The organism is Kaistia geumhonensis (assembly GCF_030815145.1).
Taxonomy (GTDB): Bacteria; Pseudomonadota; Alphaproteobacteria; order Rhizobiales; family Kaistiaceae; genus Kaistia; species Kaistia geumhonensis.
The window spans coordinates 4502164-4528267 of sequence record NZ_JAUSWJ010000001.1; the positions used below are offsets into that span (position 1 = coordinate 4502164).

The window sequence follows — 26104 nt, forward strand, 5'->3', positions numbered from 1 at the left end:
TGTCCTTGAGGGGGCTCGACTCTGGCGCCGGAGCCCTTCCAGCCGCCCCTGAAACGCTCTAGATCCTTGCCGGCCCGAGCCCGGGCGCGACGGAGTGAACGAATGACCGCGAGCGGCGCTGCAACGCATCGGATCGTCACCGCTGCCATCCTGGTGATCGGCGACGAGATCCTGTCCGGCCGGACCAAGGACAAGAATATCGGCTACATCGCCGAATACTGCACGGCGATCGGCATCGACATCCGCGAAGTCCGCATCGTTCCGGACATCGAGGAGGAGATCGTCGCCGCCGTCCGCGCCCTCTCCGCGCGCTATGATCACGTCTTCTCCACGGGCGGCATCGGCCCGACCCATGACGACATCACCGCCGATGCAATGGCGCGCGCCTTCGGCGTCACCATCGACCACGATCCGCGCGCGGTCGCGATCCTGACCGGGCACTACGGCGCCGAAAACCTCAACGAGGCGCGGCTGCGCATGGCGCGCATCCCGGCCGGCGCCGCGCTCATCGACAATCCCGTTTCCAAGGCGCCCGGCTTCACCATCCGCAACGTGCATGTCATGGCCGGCGTCCCGGTCATCATGCAGGCGATGCTCGACGCCGTGACGGCGACGATCCCCACGGGCGCGAAGATGTTGTCGGCGACCGTCCCCGCCTCGATGGGCGAGGGACGGATCGCGGCCGGGCTCGGCGCGATCCAGAAGGATTTTCCGGACGTTTCGATCGGCAGCTATCCGAAGATGCTCGACGGCGGCTTCGCGACCGACATCGTGCTGCGCTCGCGCGATGCCGACCGTCTCGCCGAGGGCGTCCGCGCGGTCGAGCAGCTGATCGCCTCGCTCCTGACCGCCCCGCGCTAGCGCCGGATCTCCGCCAGATCGCTTCCTCACGCTGCGCGAAATCGGAGAATCGCGCTACGGGCAAAGCAGTTTGGCCGCAAAAGGGGCGCCGGCCCACTTTCCTGTGGAGCGCCACCTCTGGCAGATTGCACCTCGCGGCGGCGCGCTCCATGGCTCGTCGGAAAGATCAGGCGGGAGACGGGCTATGGCAGATGCGCGCAGCGACAAGGCGTTTCCGGTTTCCTGGGACCAGTTCCACCGCGATGCGCGCGCGCTGACCTGGCGCCTCTCCGGCGACAAGAAATGGGAAGCGATCGTCTGCGTGACGCGCGGCGGCCTCGTGCCGGCCGCGGTGGTCGCCCGCGAGCTCGGCATCCGCGTCGTCGAGACTGTCTGCGTCGCCTCCTATCACGATTATCAGGAGCAGGGTTCGCTCAAGGTCCTGAAGGGCGTCAGCCAGGCGGTGATCGACCTCGCCGGCGGCGAGGGGAACGGCATCCTGGTCATCGACGACCTCGTCGATACCGGCAAGACGGCGCGGCTCGTGCGCGACATGCTGCCGAAGGCGCATTACGCGACGCTCTACGCAAAGCCGATGGGCCGCCCCGTCGTGGACACATTCATCACGGAAGTGTCGCAGGATACGTGGATCTATTTCCCGTGGGACATGGGACTGACGTTTCAACCGCCGATCGTCGGCTGAGGAGAACAGCATGAGCGACCCGAACCAGCCGTCCGAGGATGCCGAATTCGAGGCCTTCGCCGAGGAATATGAGGAGCATCGCAGCGCGCTGTTCGAGATCGTCTCGGACTATGCGGACGAACAGGAGCTGGACGACGGTCTCCTGGTCGCGCTGCTGCTCGACCTCGCCGTCACCGCGCGCATGATCTCCTATGCCGACGGCACCGAGAAGCCCTCCGCCACCGGCCTCAAGCTCGAGCTTGACCGCTTCCTCAAGGATGCGGGCGATCATGTGCGCGAGGTGAAGCAGGGCGCCGAGGAATTCATCGCCGACATCAAGCAGGCGCGCGAAGAAGAGAACTGATCGCCGCGCGCGAGCAAGACAGCCATGGAGCGGCGCCGGCGTCACAGCCGGCGCCGTTTTCGTTTCCGCCCTCAGGCGGGAATGCGGGCATCCGCGAAGGCCGTCGCCGGACCGGACACCGTGAGGCCGATCGACCGCCCCTCGGCGTCCTCAGCCGCGAGCGTGACGCGCGTGCCCTCGGCCTTCCGCCGCCAGGCCGCGACCGCGCCGGCGGAGAGATGCAGGTGCATGTCGCTCTGGATGAGGTTCACATAAGAGTGGCCGAGCCGGACGGCTTCGACGACGCCGGTGTGGCTCTGCTCGGCGCCGGGCCGTACCGCGACAAGCGTCACGGCCTCGCCGCTCGCCACCGCGCCATGGAAGGGCAGGGCGCCCGGATCGCTCTGGTCGACGGGAATGGTCGTGCGCGGCAGCGGCGGCACATAAGGGAGCGGCGCGCGCGGCAGGCCTTCCAGCGCCGCCTCGAGCAGCTCGGGCCCGTCCAGCGCCGTCACCTTGACGATCGAGGCGCCGTCCGCATCCAGGAAATCGACATAGGTCAGCAGCGTGTCGTGCGGCGTCTCGCTGACATCGGTGACGATGGACGCGACGGCTGTGGGATCGATGGCCGTGTATCCGCTGGCATTTTCCGAGACCAGCCAGCCATCGGCCCGCTCGGCGACAGGATCGAGCGGCCCGATCCGCTCCAGCAGCGCGCCGGGCGCGCGCACGCCGACGAGCACGCGGCCCATGCGGGAGGCGCGCAGGAGGATGCCGCGCGGATCGAGCGGCAGGGCGAAGCGGCGGGAGGCGGGCGTCGAGTCGGGGCTGGTCATTGCTGTGGCTCCACAAGGCGGATCGCGGGCGGCTTCGGAGCATTGTCGAGCGAAGCGGGGTCCGCTCGCGTCGGCAAAATGCGCCGGATGCCGGATCCGGGACGGGTCGATGAGCAAGCCGCCGTGGTGCCACGATTCACTCGCGCCCCGTCTAGCAGCCTTTGCCGGCGCGAGGAAAGCCTCTCCTCCCCCCCGTGCGCGACCCGCGAGCAGCAATCTGCAACGGGGTCCACAGTTTCGCTGTTTGCTTGGGCCCCTGCGAGCAGTCGGCGCAGGGCGCGGCCGCCTTATCTGCGGCTCCTGATCCGCTCTCTGCTGCCGGGGCGCGATTGGTGCAGAGAAGCGTCAACCCCGCTCGCGGCTGGCTCATCTGCCGTCTGCCCGCCTGCGCGTGATCGCGCAGAAGGCGCGTCAGCTACCGTGCGTGACTTCTTGACCTGCCGTCTGCCGCTGGGGGCGAGTTCCGCGGATAGATTGAAGTCGAATTGTCGGGATCATGTTGCGCCGAGGCGCACCAGCCCTATCGCAACCCCACGGAAAATGGCAGAAAGCCGCCGTCGCGGGCGTGGCGAAACTGGTAGACGCAAGGGACTTAAAATCCCTCGGCCTCGGCCATGCGGGTTCGATCCCCGCCGCCCGCACCAAGAGACGCCTTTGCTTGTATCATGAATATTGTTCCAGCATGCAATCTGCCACGAAGAGCCATGATTCGATATCAGAGTGAATTAGCGGCTCGGATATATATTAAGATTTTGAAGCATGGATAAGAATCGAAATCCGCAGATTCATTGTAACGGGGTTAGGGAGATGACTATAAATAGATTCCGTTTTATTTTGTTTGTCGCGATCCTGGCCGTTGTAATATTCTTTTGTTGGGCTGCGATACCGCTTATAATTATACAGAATGGCTTGATTTGGCCTTTCGCGGAAGCAGCGCAGTTTGGAGACTATTTTGGAGTCCTAAACACGCTTTTCTCAGCTTTTGCGTTCCTGGGGCTTCTATATACCATAAAATCACAAAGCGACGATCAGCACAGGCAGAGATTCGAAAGTTCCTTCTTTCAGCTTTTGGATCTGATGAGAAGACTGCGAGCTGAAATTGCTTTTGGCAGAGCCGAACCGTTTGGCAACCCCCAAGGAGATAGCCGGCCTCGTGACTTCCACGCGATTGATCAAGCAGTTCTTATGATTGAAGAGCACATTGATAGGAACGGGTTGGGTCGGAAGGGTGGCAATCCGGCGGAGATTCTAGATGCCATTAAGCTGGTATTCACCGTAGACTTTGATTTACAGAGTCAGTTGAATGCAGGCCCCTATGTAAGGGTTATTATAAATATGCTTGGCCGGATTCGTGATGACAGTGTCTTAAGCGAAGAAGAGAAATTTCAGTATGCTCGCCTTCTCCGTGGGCAGCTGACTGGCAGCGAGGCAGCGTTCTTGGGGACTACGGCGATCATACCAGCGTCAAGCGAGCTGAAACCGCTTCTCGAGCAGTTCAGGATGCTTAAGTATACGCCAAATCCTATCCGTGGCATGTTGTTGAGGCAGTACAATGAAACGGCCTTTTCCAGCAGTAGAAAGCGGCCCGCTCGCTAGGGAGCGGCCTCTCGGCTCCTGACGGCGCCTGCTGAGAGCGGATTTGGCCTCAGCGCAATCGCACTGGCAGTTGACAAGTGGGATCGCCCCTGTTGCGGACTGTCGCGCCGCAAACCGGCACCCCGCCTCGGCTCCGGCCACTCGCGCAGCCTGAGCCAAGGCCGCAATCCGCTCAAAGATCCACCGGATCCTCGCCCTTCGTCGTGACGCTTTTCGCGACTTCGAGGAGGATGGCGGCGATGCGGCGCTGTTCGTCCTCGCCGGCGTGGAGCGCGGACTTGATGGCGTGCTTCAGCGCCTGCAACGCTCCGTTCAGGCCTGCGGCTCCGCACTCTTGCCGACCCGCGGCGTGACTCTGCCATTCATGTCTCGACACGCCGCCTTAGCCTTTGATGATCGTGATCATATATGATCCGGCGAAGGAGGGCCGGGCCATGCCGCGTGCATCGAAGAAGGACGCCGAGCGTCATCGTCGCGAGATCGTTGCCGCCGCGGCGCGGCTGTTCCGGGAGCGTGGCATCGGCGGTGTCAGCGTGCCGGAAGTGACGGCCGCCGCCGGGCTGACGCATGGCGGCTTCTATGGCCAGTTCGCGTCCAAGTCGGCGCTGGCGGCGGAGGCGATCGGCGCGGCGTCGTCCGAGCTCGCAGACCTGCTGGCCCCGACGCTCGCCGAGGCCGCGCATGATCGCGGCAAGGCCTTCGACGATCTCGTGTCGGCCTATGTCTCGGCCGCCCACCGGGACGATCCGGGACATGGCTGCCCGGTTGCGGCGCTCGTCGATCACGCACGCGGGGCCGATGCGCCCGAGGTCGACGATGCCTATCGCGCCAGCGTCGAGCGCATGGTCGGCGCGATCGCGACGGTGCTGCCGCCGGACGCCACGCGCGCCGAGGCGTTGTCGACACTGGCGAGCATGGTCGGCGGCGTCCTGCTCGCCCGCGCCTCCGCCGGCTCGCCGCTCTCCGACGAGATCCTGTCGGCGACCCGCGATGCGCTCATCGCTGCCCGTGCGCCGGACGATCCAGAAAGCTCGCCCAAACCGTCTTGACCTTATAGATGATGATCATCATCTAAAATGCGGCAGCGGCCGATGGTCGGCTTCGGGCTGCATGGGTGATGGAGATCGTGATGAGCAAGGTGGAAGGGCGCGGCGTCGCGGTGGTGACGGGGGCGTCGGCGGGGATCGGCGCGGCCTATGCGGAGCGCCTTGCGGCGCGGGGCTTCGACCTCGTTGTCGTCGCTCGCGATGCGGCGAAGCTCTCGGCGCTGGCCGAGAAGGTGAGAGGCGGAACCGGTCGCTCGGTCGAGGTGCTGGCGGCGGACCTGACCCGCAAGGCAGATCTCGCGGTGGTCGAGGAGCGCCTGAGAAGCGATCCTGCGATCACGCTTCTCCTCAACAATGCCGGCATCGCCGGCGGCGGTCCGCTGGTCTCGGCCGATCCCGACCAGATGGAGGCGATGCTCGATCTCAACATCGTCGCGCCGATGCGGCTCGCGCTGGCGGCGGCGCCCGGCTTCGCGGCGCGCGGCGGCACGATCATCAACGTGGCTTCGATCGTTCCGCTGATCGTGGAGCGCTTCCCCGGCGTCTACGGCTCGACCAAGGCGTTCCTGCTGCATTTCAGCCAGTCGCTGCATGCGGAACTGGGCAGCAAGGGTGTTCGCGTTCAGGCCGTCCTGCCCGGCGCGACGGCGACCGATCTCTGGGACAAGTCCGGGCTGCCGCTCGCGAACCTGCCGCCCGAGATCGTGATGGAGACGGGCGCCATGGTCGACGCGGCGCTTGCCGGCCTCGACCAGGGCGAACTGGTCACCATCCCCTCGCTGCCCGATGTCGCGGACTGGGAGGCCTTCGAGGCCGCGCGCCATGCGCTTGGTCCCAACCTGTCGCGGCGCGTCCCGGCGGCGCGGCTTTCGGCCCAGGCCGCCTCCGCAGCCTGAGCCGTTCGCAGTCGCGCCTCAGATATCGACCGGGTCGTCGCCCTTCGGCTGCACGCTTTTCGCGGCTTCGAGGAGGATGGCGGCGATGCGGCGCTGTTCGTCCTCGGAGGCGTGGAGGGCGGACTTGATGGCGTGCTTCAGGGCGCGGCGCGCCTCGTTCAGCTCCGGCACCGCGCCTTCGAGGTCGCGGTCCGGGCCGCGGCGGTCGCCGTCCTCGCGGCCGAGCCAGGCGCGCGCCTCCGCCATGCGGCGGCCGATACGCTCCAGATGCTCCATCACCGCGTCGACGCCGGCGCGGTTGGCTTCGAGATGCGCCTTGCCGGCCTCAGTGATCGAATAGACCTTCTTGTTGCCCTCGCTGGCGGAGGAGACGTGGCCGCCTTCCTCGAGGAAGGTGAGGGTCGGGTAGATGACGCCGGGGCTCGGGCTGTAGCTGCCGCTGGTCAGCTCCTCGATCGCCTTGATGACGTCGTAGCCGTGGCGCGGCTGCGTTTCGAGAAGGGCGAGGACGATCAGGCGCAGGTCGCCGTCGGCGACCATGCGGCCGATGCGGAAGCCGTCGCCGCCGCGGCCGCCCATCGGGCCCTTGCCGCCGAAGGGGCCGCCGCCGAATGGCCCGCCGCGCCGCGACATGAAGGCGAGGAAGCCGGCGAAGTCCTCCGGTCCGCGCTCGTGGCCGCGGGGGCCGGCGCCATGGGTGCCTCCGCCATGGGAGCCATGGCGGCCGAAGCCGTGATGGCGGGAATGATGGTCGTGGTGACAATGTCTCATAGGTATGTTCCTCGTTGCGATATATCGTAAGTACGATCGAAATCAGCGAGCGTCAAGATATATCTTACGAGCTATCTGGATCGGAATCTGAGAGGTCGCGCCTGTGACCGCCGTCATAGTAGAGTGGCCTTTGGTGGCGATGATCCGCCGCCGGCTGCGATAGGGAGGTCGCGGCCGGCCCACCCGATCCCGCGCGAGGCCGCATCATGGACATGCCGACCGACACGCCCAGCCCTGCGACGGCCGCCATCCCGCTCGATCCGCGTCGCTGGAAGAAGACTCTGTTCGGGATGCTGCTCGATTCGCGCGCCCGCTTCGGCGGCAGCCGGCCGGTGATCGAGGATACGCAGAGAAAGCCGCTCACCTATGATCGCGTCGTGCTCGGCGCGATGGTGCTCGGCCGCGCCTTCGCCAGGCTGACGAAGCCGCGCGAGCGGGTCGGCATCCTGCTCCCGAATGTCGCGACGGTCGCGCCGGTGTTCTTCGGGCTGTCCGCCTTCGGCCGCGTGCCGGCCATGCTCAATTTCACGGCCGGACCGAAGAACATCGCCTCGGCCTGCGTGACCGGCGAGATCCGCGTCGTCGTTACCTCGCGCCGCTTCGTTGCCGAGGGCAAGCTCGAGGAGCTCGTCGCGGCGCTGGAAAAGACGGTGACGATCGTCTGGCTTGAGGATGTCGGCAAGCGCCTATCGCGCTTCGACAAGCTCGCCGGCGTGGTCTCGTCCTGGTTCGCCCGCTCCATCCATGCGCGGACGGGGGCGAAGTCCGACGATGTCGGCGTGCTGCTCTTCACCTCGGGCTCGGAAGGCGTGCCGAAGGGCGTCGCGCTCAGCCACGAGAACATCCTCTGCAATGTCGAGCAGTTCCTGCGCACGCTGGCGCTGTCGCCGGAGGATTCGCTGTTCAATCCGCTGCCGGTCTTCCATTCCTACGGCATGACCGTCGGCCTGGTGGCGCCGTTCTCGATCGGCATGCGCGTCTTCTTCTATCCGACGCCGCTGCACTACAAGCAGATCCCGGCGCTCATCAAGGAATCGCAGTCGACGATCCTGATCGGCACCGACACCTTCGCCGCCGGCTGGGGCCGGCAGGCGGAGGACGATCATTTCGCCAGCCTCCGCCTCGTCGTGCTCGGCGCCGAGCGCATCAAGCCGGCGACGCGCACGCTCTGGCGCGACCGCTTCGGCATCGAGCTGTTCGAGGGTTACGGCGCCACGGAAGCGGCCCCCGTCATCGCGGCCAACACGCCGCTCTATCATCGCGACGGCACGGTCGGGCGGCTGCTGCCGGGCATGTCCTATCGCCTCGAGCCGGTGCCGGGGCTTGACGAGGGCGGGCGGCTCTGGATCACGGGGCCGAATGTCATGATGGGCTATATCCGGGTCGAGAAGCCCGGCGTGCTCGAAGCGACGGCCGACGGCTGGCACGATACGGGCGATATCGTCGAGGTCGATGCCGAGGGTTACATCACCATCCGCGGCCGCGCCAAGCGCTTCGCCAAGATCGGCGGCGAGATGATCTCGCTCGCCGCGGCCGAGGCCTATGTCGCGCAGGTCTGGCCCGACGAGGCGCATGCCATGGTCGCGGTCCCGGACGAGAAGAAGGGCGAGCAGCTCGTGCTCGTGACCGAGCGGGCAGGGGCGAGCCGCGATGCGCTGGTCGAGGCGGCGCGCCTCCACGGCGTCGCGGAGATCATGCTGCCGCGGCGCATCGTCCACGTCGAGGCGCTGCCGATGCTCGGAACCGGCAAGACGGACTATCCGGCGATCGCGGAGATCGCGAAGGCGCGGTGAGGCGCGGCGGCGCTAACGCAGCACCTTCTCGAACAGGATGGTCTTGAAGCGATCGACCGGGGCGGGGTCGCGGCGGATCTTCGCCAGAAGATTGGCCCCCTGGACCGAGGCGACGATATAGGCGGCGGTGCCCTCGACATCGAGGTCTCGCGGCACCTCGCCCGCCTCGACGGCCGCCTTCAGGCAATAGGCGATCGAGCCGGCGATGTCGGCGAAGGCGGCGTCGAGCTTTTCGCGCATCGGCTCGCTGTCGTGGCTCGCCTCCGCCGCGAGATTGCCGAGCAGGCAGCCGTCGCGCATCTCGTTGCAGGCGAGCTTTTCCTTGCCGCGATCGATGAACTCCGCCAGCCGCGCCAGCGGCGAGCGCGTGTCGTCGAGCAGCGTTTCGGCCACGATGTCCCGCCCGCTCTCGCAATAGCGGTCGATGATCTCGAGGCCGAAAGCCTCCTTCGAGCCGAAATGGTTGGTGAAGGAGCCCTGTGGAACGCCGGCCGCCTGCACGATGTCGCGCACGCTCGCTCCCGCGAAGCCGTGCGCATGCACGACCTCGAGGCCGCTGGCCAAAATCTTCTCGCGGTTCGATGGTCTCGCCATGCGCGCAATATGTGCGTCCATCGTGCGCCGTCAAGCCCGGCCGCGGTCTTCCGGAGAAAAATGTACGTACGTCCATATTTCATCTTGCAGTGCAATACGGTCGTCCATATTCAATGGCGACCCGGCGCCTCAGCCGGAGAGATCGCAGGAGTTCAACATGAGCCAACAGGTCGTCGTCATCACGGGTGCTCTCGCCGGCATCGGCCGCGCGACCGCGCTCGCCTTCGCGGACGAGGGTGCGCAGGTCGTCGTCTCGGGACGCCGCGAGGAGGCGGGCAGCGCGCTTGCCGAGGAGCTGCGCAATCGTGGCGCCGAGGCGGAATTCGTCCGCGCCGATGTCCGACGCGACGAGGAGATGCGCAACCTCATCGACGTCGCCGTGCAGCGCTTCGGCCATGTCGATGTCGTCGTGAACAATGCCGGCACGGAAGGGCGCCCGGGTCCGCTCACCGACCAGACGGACGAGAGTGTCGCCGAGGTGTTCGACGCGAATGTTCTCGGCACCATCTTCGGCATGAAGCATGCGCTGCGCGTGATGCTTCCTCGCGGCAAGGGCAGCATCGTCAATGTTTCGTCGCTGCTCGGTCACCGCGGCATGGGCGGCGTCTCGATCTATACGGCGAGCAAGCACGCGGTCGAAGGCCTCACCAAGGCGGGCGCGCTGGAGGCGGCGGGCTCGGGCGTACGCGTCAACGCGGTTGCGCCCGGACCGGTCGAGACCGACATGATGAACCGGGTGGTCGGCAGCGATGCCGCCGCCAAATCGGCCTTCATTTCGGCCGTCCCCCTGCAGCGCGCCGGCACGCCGGAGGAAATCGCTCAGGCCATCGTGTTCCTCGGTTCGGAGAAGTCGTCTTATGTCACCGGCGCCGTGCTCGACGCTGACGGCGGCTTCGGCGCGCGCTGAAGCCGGCTACTCTCAAGCCAGGGCGCCGGGCGGCGACTTGATGACCTGCATGGTCCTGACCAGCCGGTCGGGCCGGCCGAGGAAATAGCCCTGGCCCTTGCCGACGCCGAGCTCGACCAGTGTCTCGAACTCGCCGCGCGTCTCGATACCCTCGGCGATCAGGATCGCCTGCGTTTCGCGCGCGAACAGCACCATCGCCGACACGAGCGCCCGGCGGGCCGGGTCGGTATCCACCGATCGCGTCAGGCTCATGTCGAGCTTGATGCGGTCGGGGGCGAGCCGCAGGATGTGCTGCAGTGTCGAATAGCCGGCGCCGGCATCGTCGATGGCGACCCGGATTCCGGACTTGCGCAACGGCGCCAGCGCGTCCGCGAGTTCGTCGTAATTGTCGATGATCGCGTGCTCGGTGATCTCGAGGAGGATCCGTTCGGGCTGTGCCGGCGCCAGAAGCTCGGCGAGGCGGCCGCTCAGCACGAGGGCCGGCGAGGCGTTGAGCGAGAGATAGAGGTCCTGCGGCATGACCTCGAGTGCATTCATCTCGCGTCGCAATACCTCCACTTCGAGATCGACCGAGATCCCGGCAGCTTCGGCGTCGGCGAACCATTCGTTGGGGGGTCTGTAGGGGCTGGGCAGAAAGCGCACCAGCGCCTCGAGGCCGACAGGCTTGAACGTGCGCAGGTCCCAGATCGGCTGATAGACGCAGGAGAACGCACGATCCTCCAGCGCTTGTCTCACCTGGTCGGTCCGCTCGCTGCGCTCCCATTCCTCGCGTGCGTTGTCCGCGACCTGATGGCCGATGACATCCGCGAAAATGCGGATGAAGCCGAGGTCGCGATCCGAAAGGTCGGTCCTCGGCCGGACGCCCAGGCAGCAGAGCATGCCGATGGCGGTCCCGTCTTCGTCGCGGATCGGGACGCTCAGATGCGACCCGATCGGGACCGCGCTGGTGATCGGCATGGCGCGGGCCAGCGGCAGCGCGCTCGTGTCGGGGATGAGTTCAGGCAGGCGGCCTTCCAGGATGTGTCGGCAATACACGTCGTCGAGCGAGCGAATGTCGCCGGGCCTGATCAAATGCTCGAGACCGGGCGCGTCGACTTTCTTGAAAATCGTAAGGTCACCTTTCATTTGCGAGATATAGGCGACATCCATCCCAAGATGCTGACGCATCGCCGACAATGCCCGATCGAGAAAGTCTTCGGGCAGGGTGTCCGTCATGTTCTGTCGATTCCCGTCTATTACTCGCAACACGGCGATAGTCGATGGCCACTCCTAATGAATTATGCATCGGGAGAGTTTTTCAAGACTTCCATCTGAACGCGGCCGCATGCCATCCGTCCGGTCGCTGGCCTTGTCTGCCCGGAGCCTGCGCGGCTTCCGCCTCAGCCGTTCTGGCGCCAGCCGTAGAGCCAGTCATATCGGGCGAGCAGCCTTTCGCCGCCGAGCGCCTTCATCGTCGCGTCGCGGAACGGGGCGGCGAGGGGGCTCATGTGATAGATCGCGCCGCTCTGCCGGGCGGCATCGGCAACGCGCGCGGCGCGCGGCCGACGTTCCTCTACATAGCGCGCGAGCGCGACTTCGGCCGGCAGATCCGGCCGCAGCAGCATGCGCGTCAGCACCGCGGCATCCTCGATCGCCATGGCCGCGCCCTGGGCGAGGAAGGGCAGCATGGCATGCGCGGCATCGCCGATCAGCGCCACGCGCCCCTGTTGCCAGGGGCCGCGGGCATCGACGCCGGCGAGGCACCAGCGCGTCCAGGTGCCGGCCGTCGCGATGAGCGCCGCGAGACCGTCGGCCGCGCCGCGGAAATGGCCGGCGAGGATCCGTGCGTCGCCGGGCTCGCTCCAGCCTTCGCCTCGCCAGCCTTCCTCGATGATCGCGACGACGTTGATCTCCCTGCCCGCCCTGACGGGGTAGACCACGACATGCTGGCGGTCGCCGAGAAAGACCGTGACACGGTCGCGCGGGATGGCGGCGGGGGCCTCGTCGGCGGGAATCGTGATGCGCCAGGCGGTGCGTCCGGTCGGCTCGGCCGGGCCGCCGCCGATATGGGCCCGGATTCGCGAGCGCACGCCGTCGGCGCCGATCAGGACATCGAAGCGGCGCTCCCGGCCACCCGCGGCGATGCGGACCCCGTCCGCGTCCTCGCCGAGCGGCGCGACATCCGTCGCGGTCTCGATGGTGATGGCAGGATCGGCGCGCGCGGCATCGACGAGGATTGCCTGCAGGTCGGCCCTGTGCAGAAGCCGGTAGGGCGCGCCATGGCGCTGCGCCGCCGCCGCGAGCGGCAAGGCGACGATTGTCCGGCCGCTGTGCGCGCCGCGCATCTCGATCGCGAGCGGGCGCGTCGCGACGGCGTCGAGCGCGGGGCCGAGCCCGAGATTGTCGAGGATGCGCCCGGCATTCGGCGAGATCTGGAGCCCGGCGCCGACCTCGGAGAAGCCGGCGGCGCGCTCGAAGATCGTGACGGGAAAGCCAGCGCGTGCGAGAAGCAGCGCCGCCGTCAGTCCGGCGATGCCGCCTCCGGCGATCGCGATGTCGGAAGGCACAGCCGCTCGTCAGGCCGCCATGGGCTCGACGAAAAGATGGCCGGGCGGAAGCGTGTCGGTGCCGTGCAGGCTCGGATTGTAGCGGTAGAGCGTCGAGCAATAGGGGCAGACACGCTCGTCGGCCGCGCCGAGATCGATGAAGATGTGCGGGTGGTCGAAGGGCGGCTTGGCGCCGACGCACATGAATTCCTTCACGCCGATTTCGATCAGCGCAACGCCGGAATCGTTGTGGAAATGCGGGATGACGTGCTCGGCCATGGCGGATTCCGCTCGTTCGACGACAGTGGGCGCGACACTAGAGCCTCGCGCCGCCGATGAACAGACCGTGATGCCGCGCCGGATGGCGACACCTTGGCGCGGCGATCCGCTTCCGCCATAAGGGCGCACCTCTCGCTGCCGCCGGTTTTCCCCATGCTCTCCTTCACGTCCAACGGTCAACGCATCGCCTTTCTCGACGAGGGCGAGGGCAAGCCGATCCTGCTCATCCACGGCTTTGCGTCGAACGCGCGGACCAACTGGGTCAATCCGGGCTGGGTCGACACGCTGGTGAAGGCCGGGCGCCGCGTGGTGGCGCTCGACAATCGCGGCCATGGCGCGAGCGACAAGCCGCATATGGTCGACGCCTATCGTCCCGCCGTGATGGCCGACGATGCGCGCAATCTCCTCGTTCATCTCGGCATCCAGCGCGCCGACGTGATGGGCTATTCGATGGGCGCGCGCATCGCCGCCTTCCTCGCCCTCGCTCATCCCGAGATGATCCGCACCCTCGTCTTCGGCGGCCTCGGCTACGGCATCGTCACCGGCGTCGGCCCCTGGGGTCCCGTGGTGGACGCGCTCGAGACCGATCATCCCGAAGCGCTCACCGATCCCGTCGGCATCATGTTCCGCAAGTTCGCCGACCAGACGAAGAGCGACCGCGTGGCGCTCGCCGCCTGCATGCGCGCGACGCGCCAGCCGATCCCGGCCGACGACCTCGCCTCGCTGCGCGTGCCGCTGCTGATCGCGGTCGGCGAGAAGGACGATATCGCCGGCTCGGCGACCGCTCTCGCCGATCTCATTCCTGGCGCCGAGGTGCTCGATATCCCCAAGCGCGACCACATGCTCGCCGTCGGCGACAAGGTCTACAAGGCAGGCGTGCTCGATTTCCTCGCCCGCCGCGGCCGCGACTGAGCGCCCGATCGCAACCGGGGCGCTCCGAACGGATTTACCCCCATCGCGCCATTTTGTGGCATCGACGCCTCATGATAAGGTCCCGCGCGAAAAGAGCCGGGACAGGAGCCCGGCAGGGAGACGCCATGTCGTTCGTCACTTCTCGTCTCGGCAGCGAAGGCCTCGCGAGCTTCGATCCCCTCTGGTCGCGCATGCGCGCCGAGGCGGAGGAGATCATGCGGGCCGAGCCGGCCCTGTCGACCTTCATCTATGGCTCGATCCTGTCGCATGACCGGCTCGAATCGGCCGTCGCCCATCGCATCGCGGGGCGTCTCGATCATCCCGATCTCTCCGCCGACCTGATCGCGCAGGCCTTCGAGGAGGCCTATGGCGGCGATGTCGCGCTCGCCGCCGCCGTGCGCGTCGACATCCAGGCGGTGGTCGACCGCGACCCGGCCTGCAACCGCGCCATCGAGCCGGTGCTCTATTTCAAGGGCTTCCACGCCATCCAGACGCATCGCCTCGCCCATTATCTGTGGCGGCGCGGCCGGCGCGATTTCGCCTACTACCTGCAGAGCCGGTCGTCGGCGGTGTTCCAGGTGGACATCAATCCGGCCGTCCCCATGGGCAAGGGCATCTTCTTCGATCACGCCACCGACATCGTCATCGGCGAGACGGCGGTGATCGAGGACGACGTCTCGATCCTGCAGGGCGTCACGCTCGGCGGCACCGGCAAGGAGATCGGCGACCGTCATCCCAAGGTCCGCCACGGCGTCCTGATCGGCGCCGGCGCCAAGGTGCTCGGCAATATCGAGATCGGCCATTGCTCGCGCGTCGCCGCGGGTTCGGTCGTGCTGCATGCCGTTCCGCCCAACACGACGGTCGCCGGCGTGCCGGCCAAGGTGGTGGGCCGCGCGCCCTGCGCCGAACCGTCGCGCAGCATGGACCAACTTCTGTCCGGCCAGGGCGAGTAGAAGCAGTCCTTCATATGGTGCCGGAAGCGTCGCACGGGGCGGCGTACCGGGTCGACGTCGCGTTCTGCGCGGCGCAGCCGTTCCGTTTCCCCGATCATGGAGATCATCGTGGATCGCAAGGAGATCCAGAAGCTCGAGGGCTTCTTCCGCCGCCGCTTCAACATGAAGGACATCACCGTCCGCCAGCGTCCGCGCAAGGACGATTCCGCCGAGGTCTATTTCGGCGAGGAGTTCGTGGGCGTGCTGTTCCGCGACGACGAGGAGGGCGAGCTCTCCTACAACTTCACGATGGCGATCCTCGACATCGACCTCGAAGAGGTGTGAGCGGCGTCCCAAAGCCGGTCACATTTCGTTAACCCTGTCCCTTAACGGAACAGTAACCATAACGCCGCGGCGCCCTGTGCCGCGGCCGCGCGCGGGAACGGCGGAAACCCCCGCCTTTCCGCCCATCGGACGTCCCGGCACGGGCCTTGCCTTGCCAGCCTCGATGTGACTACGGCCACGAGGCTTCGCAGGGGTGCCGATGCCGCTTTCCGTGCAGTTCATGCTTCTCGGCTTCTGCATCGCCACCGGCTTCGTCAGCGCGGGCCTCGCAGGCAGTCTCTACCAGCTGGTGACGTCCGAGCCGGCGCGCTTCAGGCTGCTCGGCCCCTCCGTGCCGGCGGTCTTCCTCACTTTCCTCTTCTGCGCGGTCTCCGGACCGTTCATCATCATGCGCAACGCGATCGCGATGGCGCGCAAGGAAGCCGACATGCTCGTCTGGCTGCTCGGCAGCGCGCTGATCGCGGGGATGTGGAGCGCCTGCTCCGGCCTGCTGCTGCTCGATTTCGTGCTGGCGGCCCGCGCAGGCCTTTGATGAAGGAGATCGCGGCCATGGCCGTTCACACGCTCGATGGTGTCGCGCCGAGGCTGCCTGCCGAGGGCCGCTTCTGGATCGCCCCCGACGCCCGCGTCATCGGCAATGTCGAGATCGGCGAGGATGTCGGCATATGGTTCGGCGCCGTGCTGCGCGGCGACAACGAGCCGATCGTCGTCGGCGCCGCGACCAATATCCAGGAACATTCCGTCCTGCACACCGACATGGGCTTCCCGCTCACCATCGGCGCCGGCTGCACGATCGGCCACCGCGCGATCCTGCATGGCTGCACGGTCGGCGAGAACAGCCTCATCGGCATGGGGGCGATCGTGCTCAACGGAGCGCGGATCGGCGCCAATTCGCTGGTGGGGGCGGGCGCCCTGGTACCGGAAGGGAAGGAATATCCCGACGGATCGCTGATCATCGGGACGCCCGGCCGTGTCGTGCGGACGCTGTCGGACGAGCAGATCGAGCGGCTCAGCCAATCGGCCCGCAGCTATGTCGAGAACTGGAAGCGCTTCGCGCGCGGCTTCGCCTGAGGGGTTCCCGACCGCGTTCGGCGACGATCAGCGCTTGATCGAGCCGACCATCAGCGCGCGGTCGTCCTCGATCGAGACCCAGCGGCCGCTGTCGGTGTCGGACTGGCGCTTCACGAACTGATAGTCGGTCTGGTTCCAGAGCTTGATGCGGCCGTCGAGATTGTCGAGCACGAGGTCGCCGCGATCCGTGCGGACTGTGAGGATCGCATGGCCGTCGCCATTGGTCTGGCGCACGACCGTGATCAGCAGCGCGCCGGCCGGCCAGCCTTTCTGCATCAGCTCCCGGCGCTTCAGCAGGACGAAATCCTCGCAGTCGCCCTTGCCGGCGTCGGGATAGGTCCAGACTTCCTCGCGGCCGTAGATGTCCTTGTCGGTGTCGGGCTGGATGGCGGTGTTGACGTTGTCGTTGACCGCGATGAGCTGGTTCCACAGTGCCGGGGTCAGCTGGACGGGGCGGGCGTCGGCGGTGCGCTCGCGGCACTCGGCGGGGAGGCGGGCGCAGAGGTCATGATGACCAATGGGCTGCGTGGTCCGACCAAGAACCTGCATGAATGCCGTCTGGCCCTGGGCGTTCGCCGCGGCGATGGTGCCGACTGCGAGAAGAGCAAACGCCAGAACAGAGGCCGCATAGCGAACGCAATACATAATCGCCAATTCCCCTGACACTCATTTGACCATGACGCCGGAGTTTTTCCGTTCGTCTAATCAGCGAGTGCGAATTCAAATCCAACACAATTCGAATTCGTCGAAAGGTTTAGTCTTCGTGTTAACCTTTCGTTAAAGACTATGGCGGGAACGCGTTCGGCCGGCAAGCGTAACCTTTTGTTAAGGTTAACCCGCGCGGCAATTTTCGAGGCGGCTGGCGATGGAGTTTGCAGGGCGCAAGAGGCTGCGATCCACGCGGGCGCGCAGCGGATCGAACCGGCAAGGGCGGAGGGGCGGGCGGCCGGTCAGGCCCCTGTCGGCAGTGCCGAAGAGGCGCGACCGCGGCCAGCCGTCATCGCGAGGCTATCGTCTGGTGGAGAAGGTCGGGAGGCGGCGCGGACGGCTGGCGCGCGGGCGGCGCGATGGACCGGGGCCCGCCTGTTAGCGCCGAGCCTCCGGTCAGAACAGGGCGCGCAGGTTGGTTTCGCTCTGGACCGTATTGAAGACGAGCGCGAGGCCGTCTTCGGTATGGCGGACGACGCGTCCGCCGAGCCTGCCGAGGGCGACCGGCGTGCCGACCGGTGGCCGCGACGCGATGGTCAGCGCCGCGCCGGTGATGGACAGGTCGACCACGCGGCAGCGCTGATGCGTCCCGTTCGGCAGCGTCAGTTGCGAGAAGGGATTGCGCGGCACGATGCGGCTGCCGTTGCGCTCGTCGATGCCGCGCGAAAGCTGCCGCTCGGCGAGCCAGTCGAGCGTCGCGGCGAGCTTGTCGCGCTTGCGCAAGGTGGCGGTGATCGCGAGGCCGAAACCCTGGTCGGTCTGGCGCGTGATCTCGCCCTCGATGCGGCCGAGCTGGTCGATATAGGCGATGATCCGCTCGCCGACGGCACCGGAGACGGGGGCGGCGAGCGACAGGCTGTCGGTCGATACGTCGATGGTGCGGCAGGGATATTCCCGCCGCGATTCGAGCATGTAGCGGCCCAGAAGCACGACTTCGTAGCGCCGGTAGCGGCGGCGGTCGTAATTGTCGAGGGTCGGCCTGTGCGCCGTCGCCAGTTCGATCATGGATGGGCCCGCGGAACGCTATCGGGAGAGACTAGCCGATCTCCCTTAACGAGTGGTGCGCTTTCTCTACACTCAGGCGAGGGGCGGTCCGACGACGTCGATGCCGTTCGCGGCGCAAAGGCTCGCCAGCGCCTCCGCCATCTCGGGCGTCACCGTCATCGGGGCCGGCAGCGCGTCGCTATCCGCCGGCCGGGCCGCCATTCGCACCAGTCCTTCGAAATCCGGTCCACGCGTGGCAGTGAGGAAGCGCGCTCCGTCGACCGACTCGACGCGAAAACTGTGGGGAACGCCTTTCGGCACCACGATCGCCTCGCTCGCCGTGAGCACGCGGATTTTGCCGCCGACCTCGAAGCGCACCGTGCCGGACAGGATCACGAAGGTTTCGTCCTCGTTGCGGTGGAAATGCAGCGGCGGCGAGTCGCCGAAGGGCGCGTGGTGATCGATGACGGCGACGCCGTCCTCGCTGTCCCGGTGCGAGACCAGGATGGATATGCTTGTATTGAGGAAGTACTGGCGGGGACTGGGCTGGCGCGGATGCGCGATGCTCGACACGATCATTCTCCTTCATCTCGTTTGACGATGATCTCGTCGAGGCGGTGTTAGTCCTCCCGGTCGCCGGCATGAAATCCAATGATCGTATGGGCTCGATCCACCCGATGAATTTCAGCGCTCTCGACCTCAACCTGGTGCGCGTGCTGGATGCCCTGCTCAAAGAGCGCAGCGTCACCCGCGCCGGAGAACGCATCGGCCTCAGCCAGCCCGCCGTCAGCGCGGCGCTCAACCGGCTGCGGCATGCGCTCGGGGACCAGCTCTTCATCCGCGTCGGCAACGACATGGTGCCGACGCCGCGCGCCGAGGATCTCCGCGAGCAGGTGCGACAGGCCATGGCGCTGCTCGAGGCCGCCTTCGGCTCCGGACACGGCTTCGAACCCGGGGCGATCGAGCGGACCTTCACGCTGCTCGGCGCCGACTTCTTCGCGACGGAGCTTGCGCCGGCGTTGAGCCGCGAGCTGGCATTGCTCGCGCCGCGCGCGCGTCTGCGGATGCTCGACAGCGCGCGGGGCGATGTCGGGCGGCTGCTCATGGAAGACGTCATCGACATCGCCGTCGAGCGGCCGCTGCCGCAGGCCGAGTGGATGGTCTCGGAGGTGCTCTTCCGCTCGCCCTTCGCCGTCATCGCCCGGCCCGACGAGCCGATGTTCGCCGAGGCCGGCCTCGCGACCGGGGACGTGATGCCGCTCGACCTCTTCTGCGCGCTGCCGCATGCGCTGCGCTCGATCGACGGCAGCCTCTCGGGCGCGACCGATATCGCGCTCGGCGCCGTGGGGCGGGCGCGTCGCGTCACGCTGGCGGTGCCGCATTTCCATGCGGTCGCGCTCGCCGTCGCCGAGGGCGGGATCGTGGCGGTCGTTCCGTGCCAGTTCGCCGAGCGGGTCGCGCCGACGCTCGGGCTCGGCGTCTACCGGCCGCCGCTTCCCATCAGCGTGCCCAATCTCAGCCTCTACTGGCATCTGCGCCACAACGAGACGGCCGAGCATCGGTGGCTGCGCGGCCTGATCGCCTCTGTGGTGAGGCGGCTCGGCTATGACCGGACTGCCGACCGCTGGATGCCGCGCGACGAGGGCTGATGCCGCCGCCGGGCGGTCAGCGCTTGCCGCCGTCGAAGACGACCAGATGATGATGGCGACGACCGCCCGCGAGCGCGCCGGCCGGCATTTCGGGCAGCGCATCCTCCTGCCGCGACGTCCGCAGCATCGGGGCGCCCGGCGCGGGAATGGACGGGTGGAGCAGCACCGGCCGCTCGTCCGGCCAGATCAGGCGGAGGCTGGTGATCGACTGGCGGATGACCGGGTGGATGTCGAGCCAGTAGGGCCGGTCGAGCGGCGCCATCAGGCCGAGGATCCGGTCATAAAGCTTGCCGCCGCGCGAAAGCGGCAGCACCACCATCTCCCAGGGCGCCGTCTGGCCGCGATCGTTCAGCGTCTCGACGCCGATCACTGCCGCCGCCGCGTCCACGCAGACGGCGGTCAGCAGCGTGTCGATCGCCTCGATGTCCTCGTCGCCCCAGAGCGAGAGGAAATTGCGCCCCTTGAGCTCGCGGCCGAAATGCGAGCAGAGCCGCGTGCCGGCGAGGCGGAAGGGATACTGGGTCGGGCCGGCGCTCTCCAGGATGAAGGTGTCGCCGAGCAGGCCGTGAATCTCCGCCGGCTCGATGGCCCCGCGCTGCGGCGCGGCGTTGGGCCCGCGCAGGCGCGACCAGTAGTCGTAGAGTTCACGGGTGTTGCGATGCTTCATTCCGCCCTTCGACGTCTCGTCCGGCTTCGGGGCGGCAACGACCGTCACCGCGCCGATATGTGCGGTTTCGGGACAGTTGGCCCCCCGCCAACATGGTAAATGCAGGGTCTGCACATGCCGTGCCAACCCGCGCCCGACGATCAACAGGACCGACTCACGTGCGCCTCGGTGACATGGTTGCGAATTCGTTTGCCGCATGGCAATCCTGTCGCGTTCACGGGGCGTCTTTGACCGGGGGGTAAAGACGGGGCGTGACTGGGGCCGTTTGTGCGCGCCGCTCGCGGTCGCGCCGGACGGCCCCATGTTTTCAGTTTTTTCCGCGCCCGAGGCGCGTCCGGCGCCGCGCCGGGCGAGGCAAGGTGTCGCCATCGGCCGCGCGGCGTCCGCGCGCCTTGTGCCGGCCCCGGTGCCCCGCTATCTCCCTCCCATGCTGCAACGATCTCCCCAGACGGCGCGCGAGCCCGTGTTCAATCTGCCGCCGGTCATCGTGGGATCGGTCGTGCTGCTCCTCGCCATCCATGCCATCCGCGTCTACCTGCTCTCGGACGACTGGAACGGCTGGGTGATCGCCGCCTTCTCCTTCGTGCCGCTGCGCATCACCATGCCCGGCGGGGTCGATTTCGACTGGCCGGGCGGCATTGCCGGCGATGTCTGGACCTTCTTCACCTATGCGTTCCTGCATGCCGACTGGATGCATGTCAGCGTCAACGTGCTCTGGCTGACCGCCTTCGGCGCGCCTCTGGCGCGGCGCTTCGGTACGCTGCGCTTCGCCGGCTTCTCGCTGCTCGGCGCCGCCGCCGGCGCTTCCGCGCATTTGATGCTGGCGCCGGGAGACATCTCGCCGCTGGTCGGCGCCTCTGCCGCCATCTCGGCGCAGATGGCCGCCGCCGCCCGGTTCCAGTTTTCGCCCGGCGCCCGCCTCGGCGGCGGCGGGGCGTTCAACCCCGAGGCCGATCACCGGCCCGCGCTGACCATTCCCGAAATGATACGCAACGGCCGGGTGATGAGCTTCCTGCTCGTCTGGTTCGCGTTCAACTTCGTCTTCGGCCTGTTCTTCACGCCGCCAGGCGTCCAGTCGAGCCAGATCGCCTGGGACGCGCATCTCGGCGGCTTCGTGATCGGCCTGCTGTTCTTCCCGATCTTCGATCCCGTCGCCCGCCGGTCCGCCTGACGCGGCGACGGCCCGGCTTGCAATGGCGGCGGGCGAGGCTCATCATCCTCGTTCGAGGTGCCCGGACCGGTCCACCTTCATGAGAGCGGCTGGCGCCTCGCTTGAAGGGAGCCGACGCCATGACCGTTGCCGCCATTCTCGCCCACAAGGGGCGGGACGTGCTGACCGTCCGCAAGGAAACACCCATCGCCGATGTCGTTCGCCTGCTCGGCGAACGCCGGATCGGTGCCGTCGTCGTCGCCGATGATCTTCAGCGCGTGACCGGCATCGTCTCGGAGCGGGACATCGTCCGCGTGCTCGCCAGCAGGGGCGCCGCCGGGCTCGAGGGCGAGGTCGCGACGATCATGACGCAGAAGGTCGTGACCTGCGCCGACAAGGACACGCTGCACGAGGTCATGGAGCGGATGACGCATGGCCGCTTCCGCCACCTGCCGGTGGTGGAGGACGGGCGCCTCGCGGGGATCGTCTCGATCGGCGACGTCGTCAAGGCGCGCATCGAGCAGGTCGAGCGCGAGGCCGACGAGATGCGCGCCTATATCGCGATGGCGTGACGGGGGCGGCGGCCGTCAGCCGCCATAGACCGCCTTCGGATCGAAGAGCGGCTGGTCGCCCGTCGGCTCCAGACGGGCCGGCGTCCCTTCGGCCTGGCCGAGCGGGACGCGTCGATAGAAGCAGCTCTTGCGCCCGGTATGGCAGTTGGCGCCGGTTCCGGCCGTCCTGACCCTGAGCACCACCGCGTCCTGGTCGCAGTCGATCCGAAGATCGGTGACGGTCTGCACATGGCCGCTCGTCGCGCCCTTGTGCCAGAGCTCCTTGCGCGAGCGGCTCCAGTACCAGCCCTCGCCGGTGGCGATGGTCCGCGCCAGCGCCTCGGCGTTCATCCAGGCGACCATCACGACCTCGCCGGTCTGGTCGTCGACGGCGATGGCGGCCAGAAGGCCGTCGCCGTCGAAGCGCGGCGTCAGGACGAGGCCTTCCTCGATCTCCTCATGGCTGCCGGGCGCGGGAAAGGCGGTGGTCATGCGGGGGCTCCCTCGCTGAGATCGAGCCCGACGCCGAGCGAGGCGAGGGCGTCCCAATAGGCCGGGTAGGTCTTGCCGGTGCAATCCGGGTCGAGGATCGTGATGCCGCGGACCTTGAGCCCGGCCAGCGCGAAGCTCATGGCTATGCGGTGGTCGGAATAGGTCTCGATGCTGGTCGGCAGCGTCTGGCCGGCGAGCGCCGGATCGGACGAGACGACGAGATCGTCGCCCTCCTCATGCGCGAGGCCGGGGCGGATGCGCGAAAGCTCCGTCGAGAGCGCGCGGATGCGGTCGCATTCCTTGACGCGCAGATTGGCGATGCCCGTGAAGCGCACCGGCGTCTCGTTGAAGGCGGCGAGCACGGCGAGCGTCGGCACCGCGTCCTGCATCTGCGAGCCGTCGATCTCGGCGGGGAGATGCGGGAAGGTCGCGATCAGCGCCGCCGCCTTGGCGTCGGGCTGCGTGAACGCGTCCGGAGCCGTGCCGAGGTCGATGTCGCCGCCGGTCAGCACCGCGGCCGCCCAGAGATAGGTGGCGGCGGACGCGTCCGGCTCGACATGGATGTCGGCGGCTCGATAGCCGGTCGGCTCGATCCGCCAGGTTGCGTCGTCCGTCTTCTCGACCTTGGCGCCGAAGGAGCGCATGGCCGCGACCGTCAGGTCGACATAGCCGCGCGCGCCGATCTCGGTCCCCGTGAGCGCGACCTCGACCGGGCCGGAGCCGCAGGCCGCCGCCATCAGGAGGGCCGAGACATACTGGCTTGAAAGGCTGCCATCGATCTCGATGCGGCCGCTGCCGAAGCGGCCCGTGCCATGCACCTTCACCGGCGGATAGCCGCCGGCATCCGAGCAGTCGATGCCGACCGAGCGCAGCGCGGCGACGAGCGGGCCGATCGGCCGCTTGCGCATGTGTTCGTCGCCATCGACGACGACCGTGCCCTCGACCAGCGTCACGGCCGCCGTCAGGAAGCGCATCGCCGTGCCGGCATTGCCGAGATAGAGCGGCCCGGCCGGCGGCATCAGGCGGCCGGTCGATGTCACGACGAAGCTCGTCGCGTCCGGCTCGTCCACGGTGACGCCCATGGCACGCAGCGCCTCGGCCATCAGCTTGGTGTCGAGGCTCTTCAGCGCGCCGGTGATGCGGCTCGTGCCCTTCGCCAGCGCCGCGAGCAGCAGCACGCGGTTGGTGATCGACTTCGAGCCGGGCGGCGCGACATGACCGTAGAGCGGACCGTCCACCGGCGTGATCGTGACGGCTTTCATGTTCGGACGGGCATCGGTCATGGTCGGGCTCGGCTCTCGCAAGGTGAGGAGAGCGGCTTAGTCAATGTGGGCGCCCGCGACAAGGGTCGCGCGGTGAGAAGGGCGGCGCGGTCAGCGCCGGCCCTCCGCGAGGGCGATGAAGCGGGCGCGCTCGTCGCGGTCCGCCTTGAAGAGGCCGGTGAAGGCGGTGGTGACGGTCGAGACCCCGGCCTTGCGCGTGCCGCGCATCGAGACGCAGTGATGCTCGGCCTCCAGCATGACCGCGACGCCGCGGGCATCGAGCCCCTGCTGGATCGCGTCGGCGATCTGCTGGGTGAGCCGCTCCTGCATCTGCAGCCGCCGCGCATAGGCGTCTACGAGCCGCGCCAGCTTGGAGAGCCCGACCACGCCATCCTTCGGGTAATAGGCGATATGCGCCTTGCCGATGAACGGCACCATGTGGTGCTCGCAATGCGAATGGAACGGGATGTCACGCAGCAGCACGAGGTCGTCGTAGCCGCCGGCCTCGTCGAACACGCGGTCAAGGATCGCGGCGGGATCCTCCTCGTAACCGGCATAGAATTCGCGAAAGGCCTTCGTCACGCGGGCCGGCGTCTCGATCAGGCCCTCGCGGTCCGGATCGTCGCCGGCATAGGCGATGAGGGTGCGCACGGCCGCCTCGGCTTCGGCAGCGCTCGGCCGCTCGAGCGGACGGGGCGCATATTTGAGATGGGGCGGGGTCTTGGCATCCATGTCTTCGATCCAGGCTCGGGTGGGAGGAGCGCTCGGCCCTTGTATCTGGATCGGAGCAGCGCGACTTTCTATAGAGAGACGTCACGGAGGCGCCGATGATCGACGATATCTACAGCCAGCGCATCCTCGCTCTCGCCGCGAATATCGAGCGGATCGGCCGTCTGGAGAAACCGGATGCGAGCGCCCGGGCCCATTCGCGGCTCTGCGGCTCGACCGTCACCGTCGATATCGTGATGGACGGCGATGTCGTGACGGATTTCGCCCATGACGTGAAGGCCTGCGCGCTCGGCCAGGCGACCTCTTCCATCATGGCGCGGCATGTCGTTGGCGCGCGGGCGGATGAGCTGCGGGCGGTGCGCGGCGCGATGTACGCCATGCTCAAGGAGAACGGTGCGCCGCCGGACGGCCGCTTTGCCGATCTCAGATATCTGGAGCCGGTGCGCGACTATCGCGCCCGCCATGCTTCGACCCTGCTGACCTTCGACGCGGTTGTCGATGCGATTGGCCAGATCGAGGCGAAGCGCGGGCGACCCCCCGGCACCGAGGCGGCGGAATAGGAGCACGGGCATGGGATTCGACCATATCGGGTTCAGCGTCGCGAACTTCCTGGCGAGCCGCGATTTCTATATCCGCCTGCTGGCGCCGCTCGATATCGACGTGGTGCACGAGACGGCGGAATGGGCGCTGTTCGGCGAAGGCGGCCACGGCCTTTTGTGGATTGGCGGCGGCGGCGCGCGACCGGGACCGCTCCATCTCGCCTTCCGCGCCCGCGACCGGGCGGCGGTGAACGCCTTCCACGCCGCGGGACTGGCAGCCGGCGGCCGCGACAACGGCGCGCCCGGCCTCCGGCCGAACTATCACCCCGGCTATTACGCCGCCTTCGTGATCGATCCCGACGGGCACAATGTCGAGGCGGTGGTCCATGAGAAGCCGTAGCATCCCCGCATTGGCGGCCGCTGTCGTCCTCGCCGGCATCGCGCCCGCGATGGCGCTGTCACAGGACGCTCAGACGATCGTCGACCGCCTGAAGACCACCATCCCCGACCTGAAGCCGGTCTGCTCGGATCGCGACAAGCTGACGGCGGCGGTGACGAGCGCGACGATCGCTCTGGCGACGGCGAAGAAGATCAACGGCGACCATGACGTCGCGCGCAAGGCAGGCACGGAGGCCGGCTACTATCTGTACTTCCACTGCCCACCGTCATGACCATCCGCCGAAGGGCGGGCCGCGCAGCCTGCCGGCGCAGGGCGGCATCGCGTTGATCCGCGTCTACAAGCTGCTGCTCTCGCCCTTCATCGGACAGTCCTGCCGCTATCTGCCGACCTGCTCGTCCTATGGCGAGGAAGCGATCGCTCGCCATGGCCTGTGGGCCGGCGGCTGGATGACCCTTTCGCGCATTCTCCGCTGCGGCCCTTTCGGAGCCTCGGGCTTCGATCCCGTGCCGGAAACCCTCCGCGCCGATGCGCGCTGGTATCTCCCCTGGCGCTACGGCCGCTGGACGGGCAGACACATCGATCCGGCGACGCGGCTGGACCGCTAG

General features: G+C 67.5%; 34 protein-coding genes and 1 tRNA gene. 21 read left to right on the forward strand and 14 right to left on the reverse strand.

Translation table 11 applies throughout. The features are described from left to right. The first annotated feature begins 102 nt into the window (after positions 1-102). The 3 genes from QO015_RS21370 (at position 103) to QO015_RS21380 (ending at position 1886) form a co-directional block, all read left to right on the forward strand. Positions 103-861, forward strand: a complete 759-nt coding sequence (locus QO015_RS21370; protein ID WP_266284236.1) for a competence/damage-inducible protein A — start codon at positions 103-105, stop codon at positions 859-861. A gap of 184 nt (positions 862-1045) precedes the next feature. Next, positions 1046-1543 carry a xanthine phosphoribosyltransferase gene (gene gpt / locus QO015_RS21375; protein WP_266284238.1) on the forward strand — a complete coding sequence of 166 codons (498 nt, stop codon included), beginning with the start codon at positions 1046-1048 and terminating at the stop codon, positions 1541-1543. Positions 1544-1553: 10 nt separating this feature from the next. Further along, on the forward strand, positions 1554-1886 hold the full coding sequence (locus QO015_RS21380) for a hypothetical protein (protein ID WP_266284240.1): 333 nt from the start codon (positions 1554-1556) through the stop codon (positions 1884-1886). 71 nt (positions 1887-1957) lie between these two features. On the opposite strand, the gene QO015_RS21385 is transcribed toward QO015_RS21380, so the two are convergent. Further along, on the reverse strand, positions 1958-2701 hold the full coding sequence (locus QO015_RS21385) for a hypothetical protein (protein ID WP_266284242.1): 744 nt from the start codon (positions 2699-2701) through the stop codon (positions 1958-1960). Positions 2702-3260: 559 nt separating this feature from the next. On the opposite strand from QO015_RS21385, the gene QO015_RS21390 reads away from it, so the two are divergent. Together QO015_RS21390 and QO015_RS21395 are read left to right on the forward strand one after the other, a co-directional pair. Next, positions 3261-3345: transfer RNA gene (locus tag QO015_RS21390), tRNA-Leu, on the forward strand. 115 nt (positions 3346-3460) lie between these two features. Continuing rightward, a complete protein-coding gene (locus QO015_RS21395) occupies positions 3461-4297 on the forward strand; it encodes a putative phage abortive infection protein (RefSeq protein ID WP_266284244.1) in 837 nt (278 codons plus the stop codon). 172 nt (positions 4298-4469) lie between these two features. Here the strand turns inward: QO015_RS21395 and QO015_RS21400 are convergent, their stop codons facing one another. Beyond that, positions 4470-4601, reverse strand: coding sequence for a hypothetical protein (locus QO015_RS21400; protein ID WP_266284246.1), 132 nt, complete (start codon positions 4599-4601; stop codon positions 4470-4472). Positions 4602-4731: 130 nt separating this feature from the next. Between QO015_RS21400 and QO015_RS21405 the strand changes: the two genes are divergently transcribed. Both QO015_RS21405 and QO015_RS21410 read left to right on the forward strand, forming a co-directional pair. Continuing rightward, positions 4732-5346, forward strand: a complete 615-nt coding sequence (locus QO015_RS21405; RefSeq protein WP_266284248.1) for a TetR/AcrR family transcriptional regulator — start codon at positions 4732-4734, stop codon at positions 5344-5346. A gap of 80 nt (positions 5347-5426) precedes the next feature. Beyond that, on the forward strand, positions 5427-6239 hold the full coding sequence (locus QO015_RS21410) for an SDR family NAD(P)-dependent oxidoreductase (RefSeq protein ID WP_266284249.1): 813 nt from the start codon (positions 5427-5429) through the stop codon (positions 6237-6239). Between the two features lie 18 nt (positions 6240-6257). Here QO015_RS21410 and QO015_RS21415 read toward each other — a convergent pair whose 3' ends face one another. Continuing rightward, a complete protein-coding gene (locus QO015_RS21415; RefSeq protein WP_266284250.1) occupies positions 6258-7010 on the reverse strand; it encodes a PadR family transcriptional regulator in 753 nt (250 codons plus the stop codon). Between the two features lie 206 nt (positions 7011-7216). Here QO015_RS21415 and QO015_RS21420 point away from each other — a divergent pair, with 206 nt between their 5' ends. Next, positions 7217-8803: an AMP-binding protein gene (locus tag QO015_RS21420; RefSeq protein ID WP_266284252.1), complete on the forward strand. Its 1587-nt coding sequence runs from the start codon at positions 7217-7219 to the stop codon at positions 8801-8803. A gap of 12 nt (positions 8804-8815) precedes the next feature. Here the strand turns inward: QO015_RS21420 and QO015_RS21425 are convergent, their stop codons facing one another. Beyond that, positions 8816-9418, reverse strand: coding sequence for a TetR/AcrR family transcriptional regulator (locus QO015_RS21425; protein WP_266284254.1), 603 nt, complete (start codon positions 9416-9418; stop codon positions 8816-8818). A gap of 136 nt (positions 9419-9554) precedes the next feature. Here QO015_RS21425 and QO015_RS21430 point away from each other — a divergent pair, with 136 nt between their 5' ends. Continuing rightward, entirely contained in the window at positions 9555-10304 is a 750-nt protein-coding gene (locus QO015_RS21430) for an SDR family NAD(P)-dependent oxidoreductase (RefSeq protein ID WP_266284256.1), read from the forward strand. 12 nt (positions 10305-10316) lie between these two features. Here QO015_RS21430 and QO015_RS21435 read toward each other — a convergent pair whose 3' ends face one another. The 3 genes from QO015_RS21435 to QO015_RS21445 form a co-directional block, all read right to left on the reverse strand. Further along, positions 10317-11519, reverse strand: coding sequence for a sensor domain-containing phosphodiesterase (locus QO015_RS21435; RefSeq protein WP_266284258.1), 1203 nt, complete (start codon positions 11517-11519; stop codon positions 10317-10319). A gap of 164 nt (positions 11520-11683) precedes the next feature. Then, positions 11684-12850: an FAD-dependent monooxygenase gene (locus QO015_RS21440; RefSeq protein ID WP_266284260.1), complete on the reverse strand. Its 1167-nt coding sequence runs from the start codon at positions 12848-12850 to the stop codon at positions 11684-11686. Between the two features lie 9 nt (positions 12851-12859). Then, positions 12860-13108: a zinc-finger domain-containing protein gene (locus QO015_RS21445; RefSeq protein ID WP_266284261.1), complete on the reverse strand. Its 249-nt coding sequence runs from the start codon at positions 13106-13108 to the stop codon at positions 12860-12862. A gap of 153 nt (positions 13109-13261) precedes the next feature. On the opposite strand from QO015_RS21445, the gene QO015_RS21450 reads away from it, so the two are divergent. The 5 genes from QO015_RS21450 (at position 13262) to QO015_RS21470 (ending at position 16368) form a co-directional block, all read left to right on the forward strand. Continuing rightward, a complete protein-coding gene (locus QO015_RS21450; RefSeq protein WP_266284263.1) occupies positions 13262-14020 on the forward strand; it encodes an alpha/beta fold hydrolase in 759 nt (252 codons plus the stop codon). Between the two features lie 125 nt (positions 14021-14145). Further along, a complete protein-coding gene (cysE, locus tag QO015_RS21455) occupies positions 14146-14973 on the forward strand; it encodes a serine O-acetyltransferase (protein ID WP_266284265.1) in 828 nt (275 codons plus the stop codon). A 108-nt stretch (positions 14974-15081) separates the two neighbouring features. Continuing rightward, a complete protein-coding gene (locus tag QO015_RS21460) occupies positions 15082-15297 on the forward strand; it encodes a DUF3126 family protein (RefSeq protein WP_266284267.1) in 216 nt (71 codons plus the stop codon). A 199-nt stretch (positions 15298-15496) separates the two neighbouring features. Beyond that, positions 15497-15829: a DUF6949 family protein gene (locus QO015_RS21465; protein ID WP_266284269.1), complete on the forward strand. Its 333-nt coding sequence runs from the start codon at positions 15497-15499 to the stop codon at positions 15827-15829. A gap of 17 nt (positions 15830-15846) precedes the next feature. Beyond that, positions 15847-16368, forward strand: coding sequence for a gamma carbonic anhydrase family protein (locus QO015_RS21470; protein WP_266284270.1), 522 nt, complete (start codon positions 15847-15849; stop codon positions 16366-16368). Between the two features lie 27 nt (positions 16369-16395). Here QO015_RS21470 and QO015_RS21475 read toward each other — a convergent pair whose 3' ends face one another. From QO015_RS21475 to QO015_RS21485, 3 genes are all read right to left on the reverse strand, one after another. Then, positions 16396-17013: a transglutaminase-like cysteine peptidase gene (locus tag QO015_RS21475; protein WP_370877441.1), complete on the reverse strand. Its 618-nt coding sequence runs from the start codon at positions 17011-17013 to the stop codon at positions 16396-16398. Positions 17014-17472: 459 nt separating this feature from the next. After that, complete coding sequence (locus QO015_RS21480; protein ID WP_266284273.1) at positions 17473-18081, reverse strand: PilZ domain-containing protein; 609 nt, start codon at positions 18079-18081, stop codon at positions 17473-17475. Positions 18082-18153: 72 nt separating this feature from the next. Then, positions 18154-18633: a cupin domain-containing protein gene (locus QO015_RS21485; protein WP_266284275.1), complete on the reverse strand. Its 480-nt coding sequence runs from the start codon at positions 18631-18633 to the stop codon at positions 18154-18156. 68 nt (positions 18634-18701) lie between these two features. Here QO015_RS21485 and QO015_RS21490 point away from each other — a divergent pair, with 68 nt between their 5' ends. Beyond that, a complete protein-coding gene (locus tag QO015_RS21490) occupies positions 18702-19709 on the forward strand; it encodes a LysR family transcriptional regulator (protein WP_266284277.1) in 1008 nt (335 codons plus the stop codon). A gap of 16 nt (positions 19710-19725) precedes the next feature. Here the strand turns inward: QO015_RS21490 and QO015_RS21495 are convergent, their stop codons facing one another. Then, a complete protein-coding gene (locus QO015_RS21495; protein WP_266284279.1) occupies positions 19726-20376 on the reverse strand; it encodes a PAS domain-containing protein in 651 nt (216 codons plus the stop codon). Between the two features lie 463 nt (positions 20377-20839). Between QO015_RS21495 and QO015_RS21500 the strand changes: the two genes are divergently transcribed. After that, positions 20840-21547 (forward strand): rhomboid family intramembrane serine protease, encoded by a 708-nt coding sequence (locus QO015_RS21500; protein WP_266284281.1) that lies wholly within the window; start codon positions 20840-20842, stop codon positions 21545-21547. 119 nt (positions 21548-21666) lie between these two features. Further along, positions 21667-22098, forward strand: a complete 432-nt coding sequence (locus QO015_RS21505) for a CBS domain-containing protein (protein WP_266284283.1) — start codon at positions 21667-21669, stop codon at positions 22096-22098. Positions 22099-22113: 15 nt separating this feature from the next. Here QO015_RS21505 and hisI read toward each other — a convergent pair whose 3' ends face one another. The 3 genes from hisI to folE form a co-directional block, all read right to left on the reverse strand. Further along, positions 22114-22569: a phosphoribosyl-AMP cyclohydrolase gene (gene hisI, locus QO015_RS21510; protein WP_266284285.1), complete on the reverse strand. Its 456-nt coding sequence runs from the start codon at positions 22567-22569 to the stop codon at positions 22114-22116. Further along, the gene (locus QO015_RS21515; RefSeq protein WP_370877442.1) at positions 22566-23852 is read right to left on the reverse strand and encodes a 3-phosphoshikimate 1-carboxyvinyltransferase; all 1287 of its coding nucleotides are present in this window, start codon (positions 23850-23852) and stop codon (positions 22566-22568) included. Before QO015_RS21515 ends, hisI begins: the two co-directional genes overlap by 4 nt. A gap of 90 nt (positions 23853-23942) precedes the next feature. Next, positions 23943-24563 carry a GTP cyclohydrolase I FolE gene (gene folE / locus QO015_RS21520; protein WP_266284286.1) on the reverse strand — a complete coding sequence of 207 codons (621 nt, stop codon included), beginning with the start codon at positions 24561-24563 and terminating at the stop codon, positions 23943-23945. Between the two features lie 95 nt (positions 24564-24658). Between folE and QO015_RS21525 the strand changes: the two genes are divergently transcribed. From QO015_RS21525 to yidD, 4 genes are read left to right on the forward strand one after another with little or no spacing between them, the layout of a single operon-like run. Beyond that, positions 24659-25120 carry an iron-sulfur cluster assembly scaffold protein gene (locus tag QO015_RS21525; RefSeq protein ID WP_266284287.1) on the forward strand — a complete coding sequence of 154 codons (462 nt, stop codon included), beginning with the start codon at positions 24659-24661 and terminating at the stop codon, positions 25118-25120. Positions 25121-25130: 10 nt separating this feature from the next. Then, on the forward strand, positions 25131-25499 hold the full coding sequence (locus tag QO015_RS21530; RefSeq protein ID WP_266284289.1) for a VOC family protein: 369 nt from the start codon (positions 25131-25133) through the stop codon (positions 25497-25499). Continuing rightward, positions 25486-25770, forward strand: coding sequence for a hypothetical protein (locus QO015_RS21535; protein WP_266284290.1), 285 nt, complete (start codon positions 25486-25488; stop codon positions 25768-25770). The genes QO015_RS21530 and QO015_RS21535 overlap by 14 nt, the downstream gene beginning before the upstream one ends. Further along, positions 25703-26104: a membrane protein insertion efficiency factor YidD gene (gene yidD / locus QO015_RS21540; protein WP_370877443.1), complete on the forward strand. Its 402-nt coding sequence runs from the start codon at positions 25703-25705 to the stop codon at positions 26102-26104. Before QO015_RS21535 ends, yidD begins: the two co-directional genes overlap by 68 nt.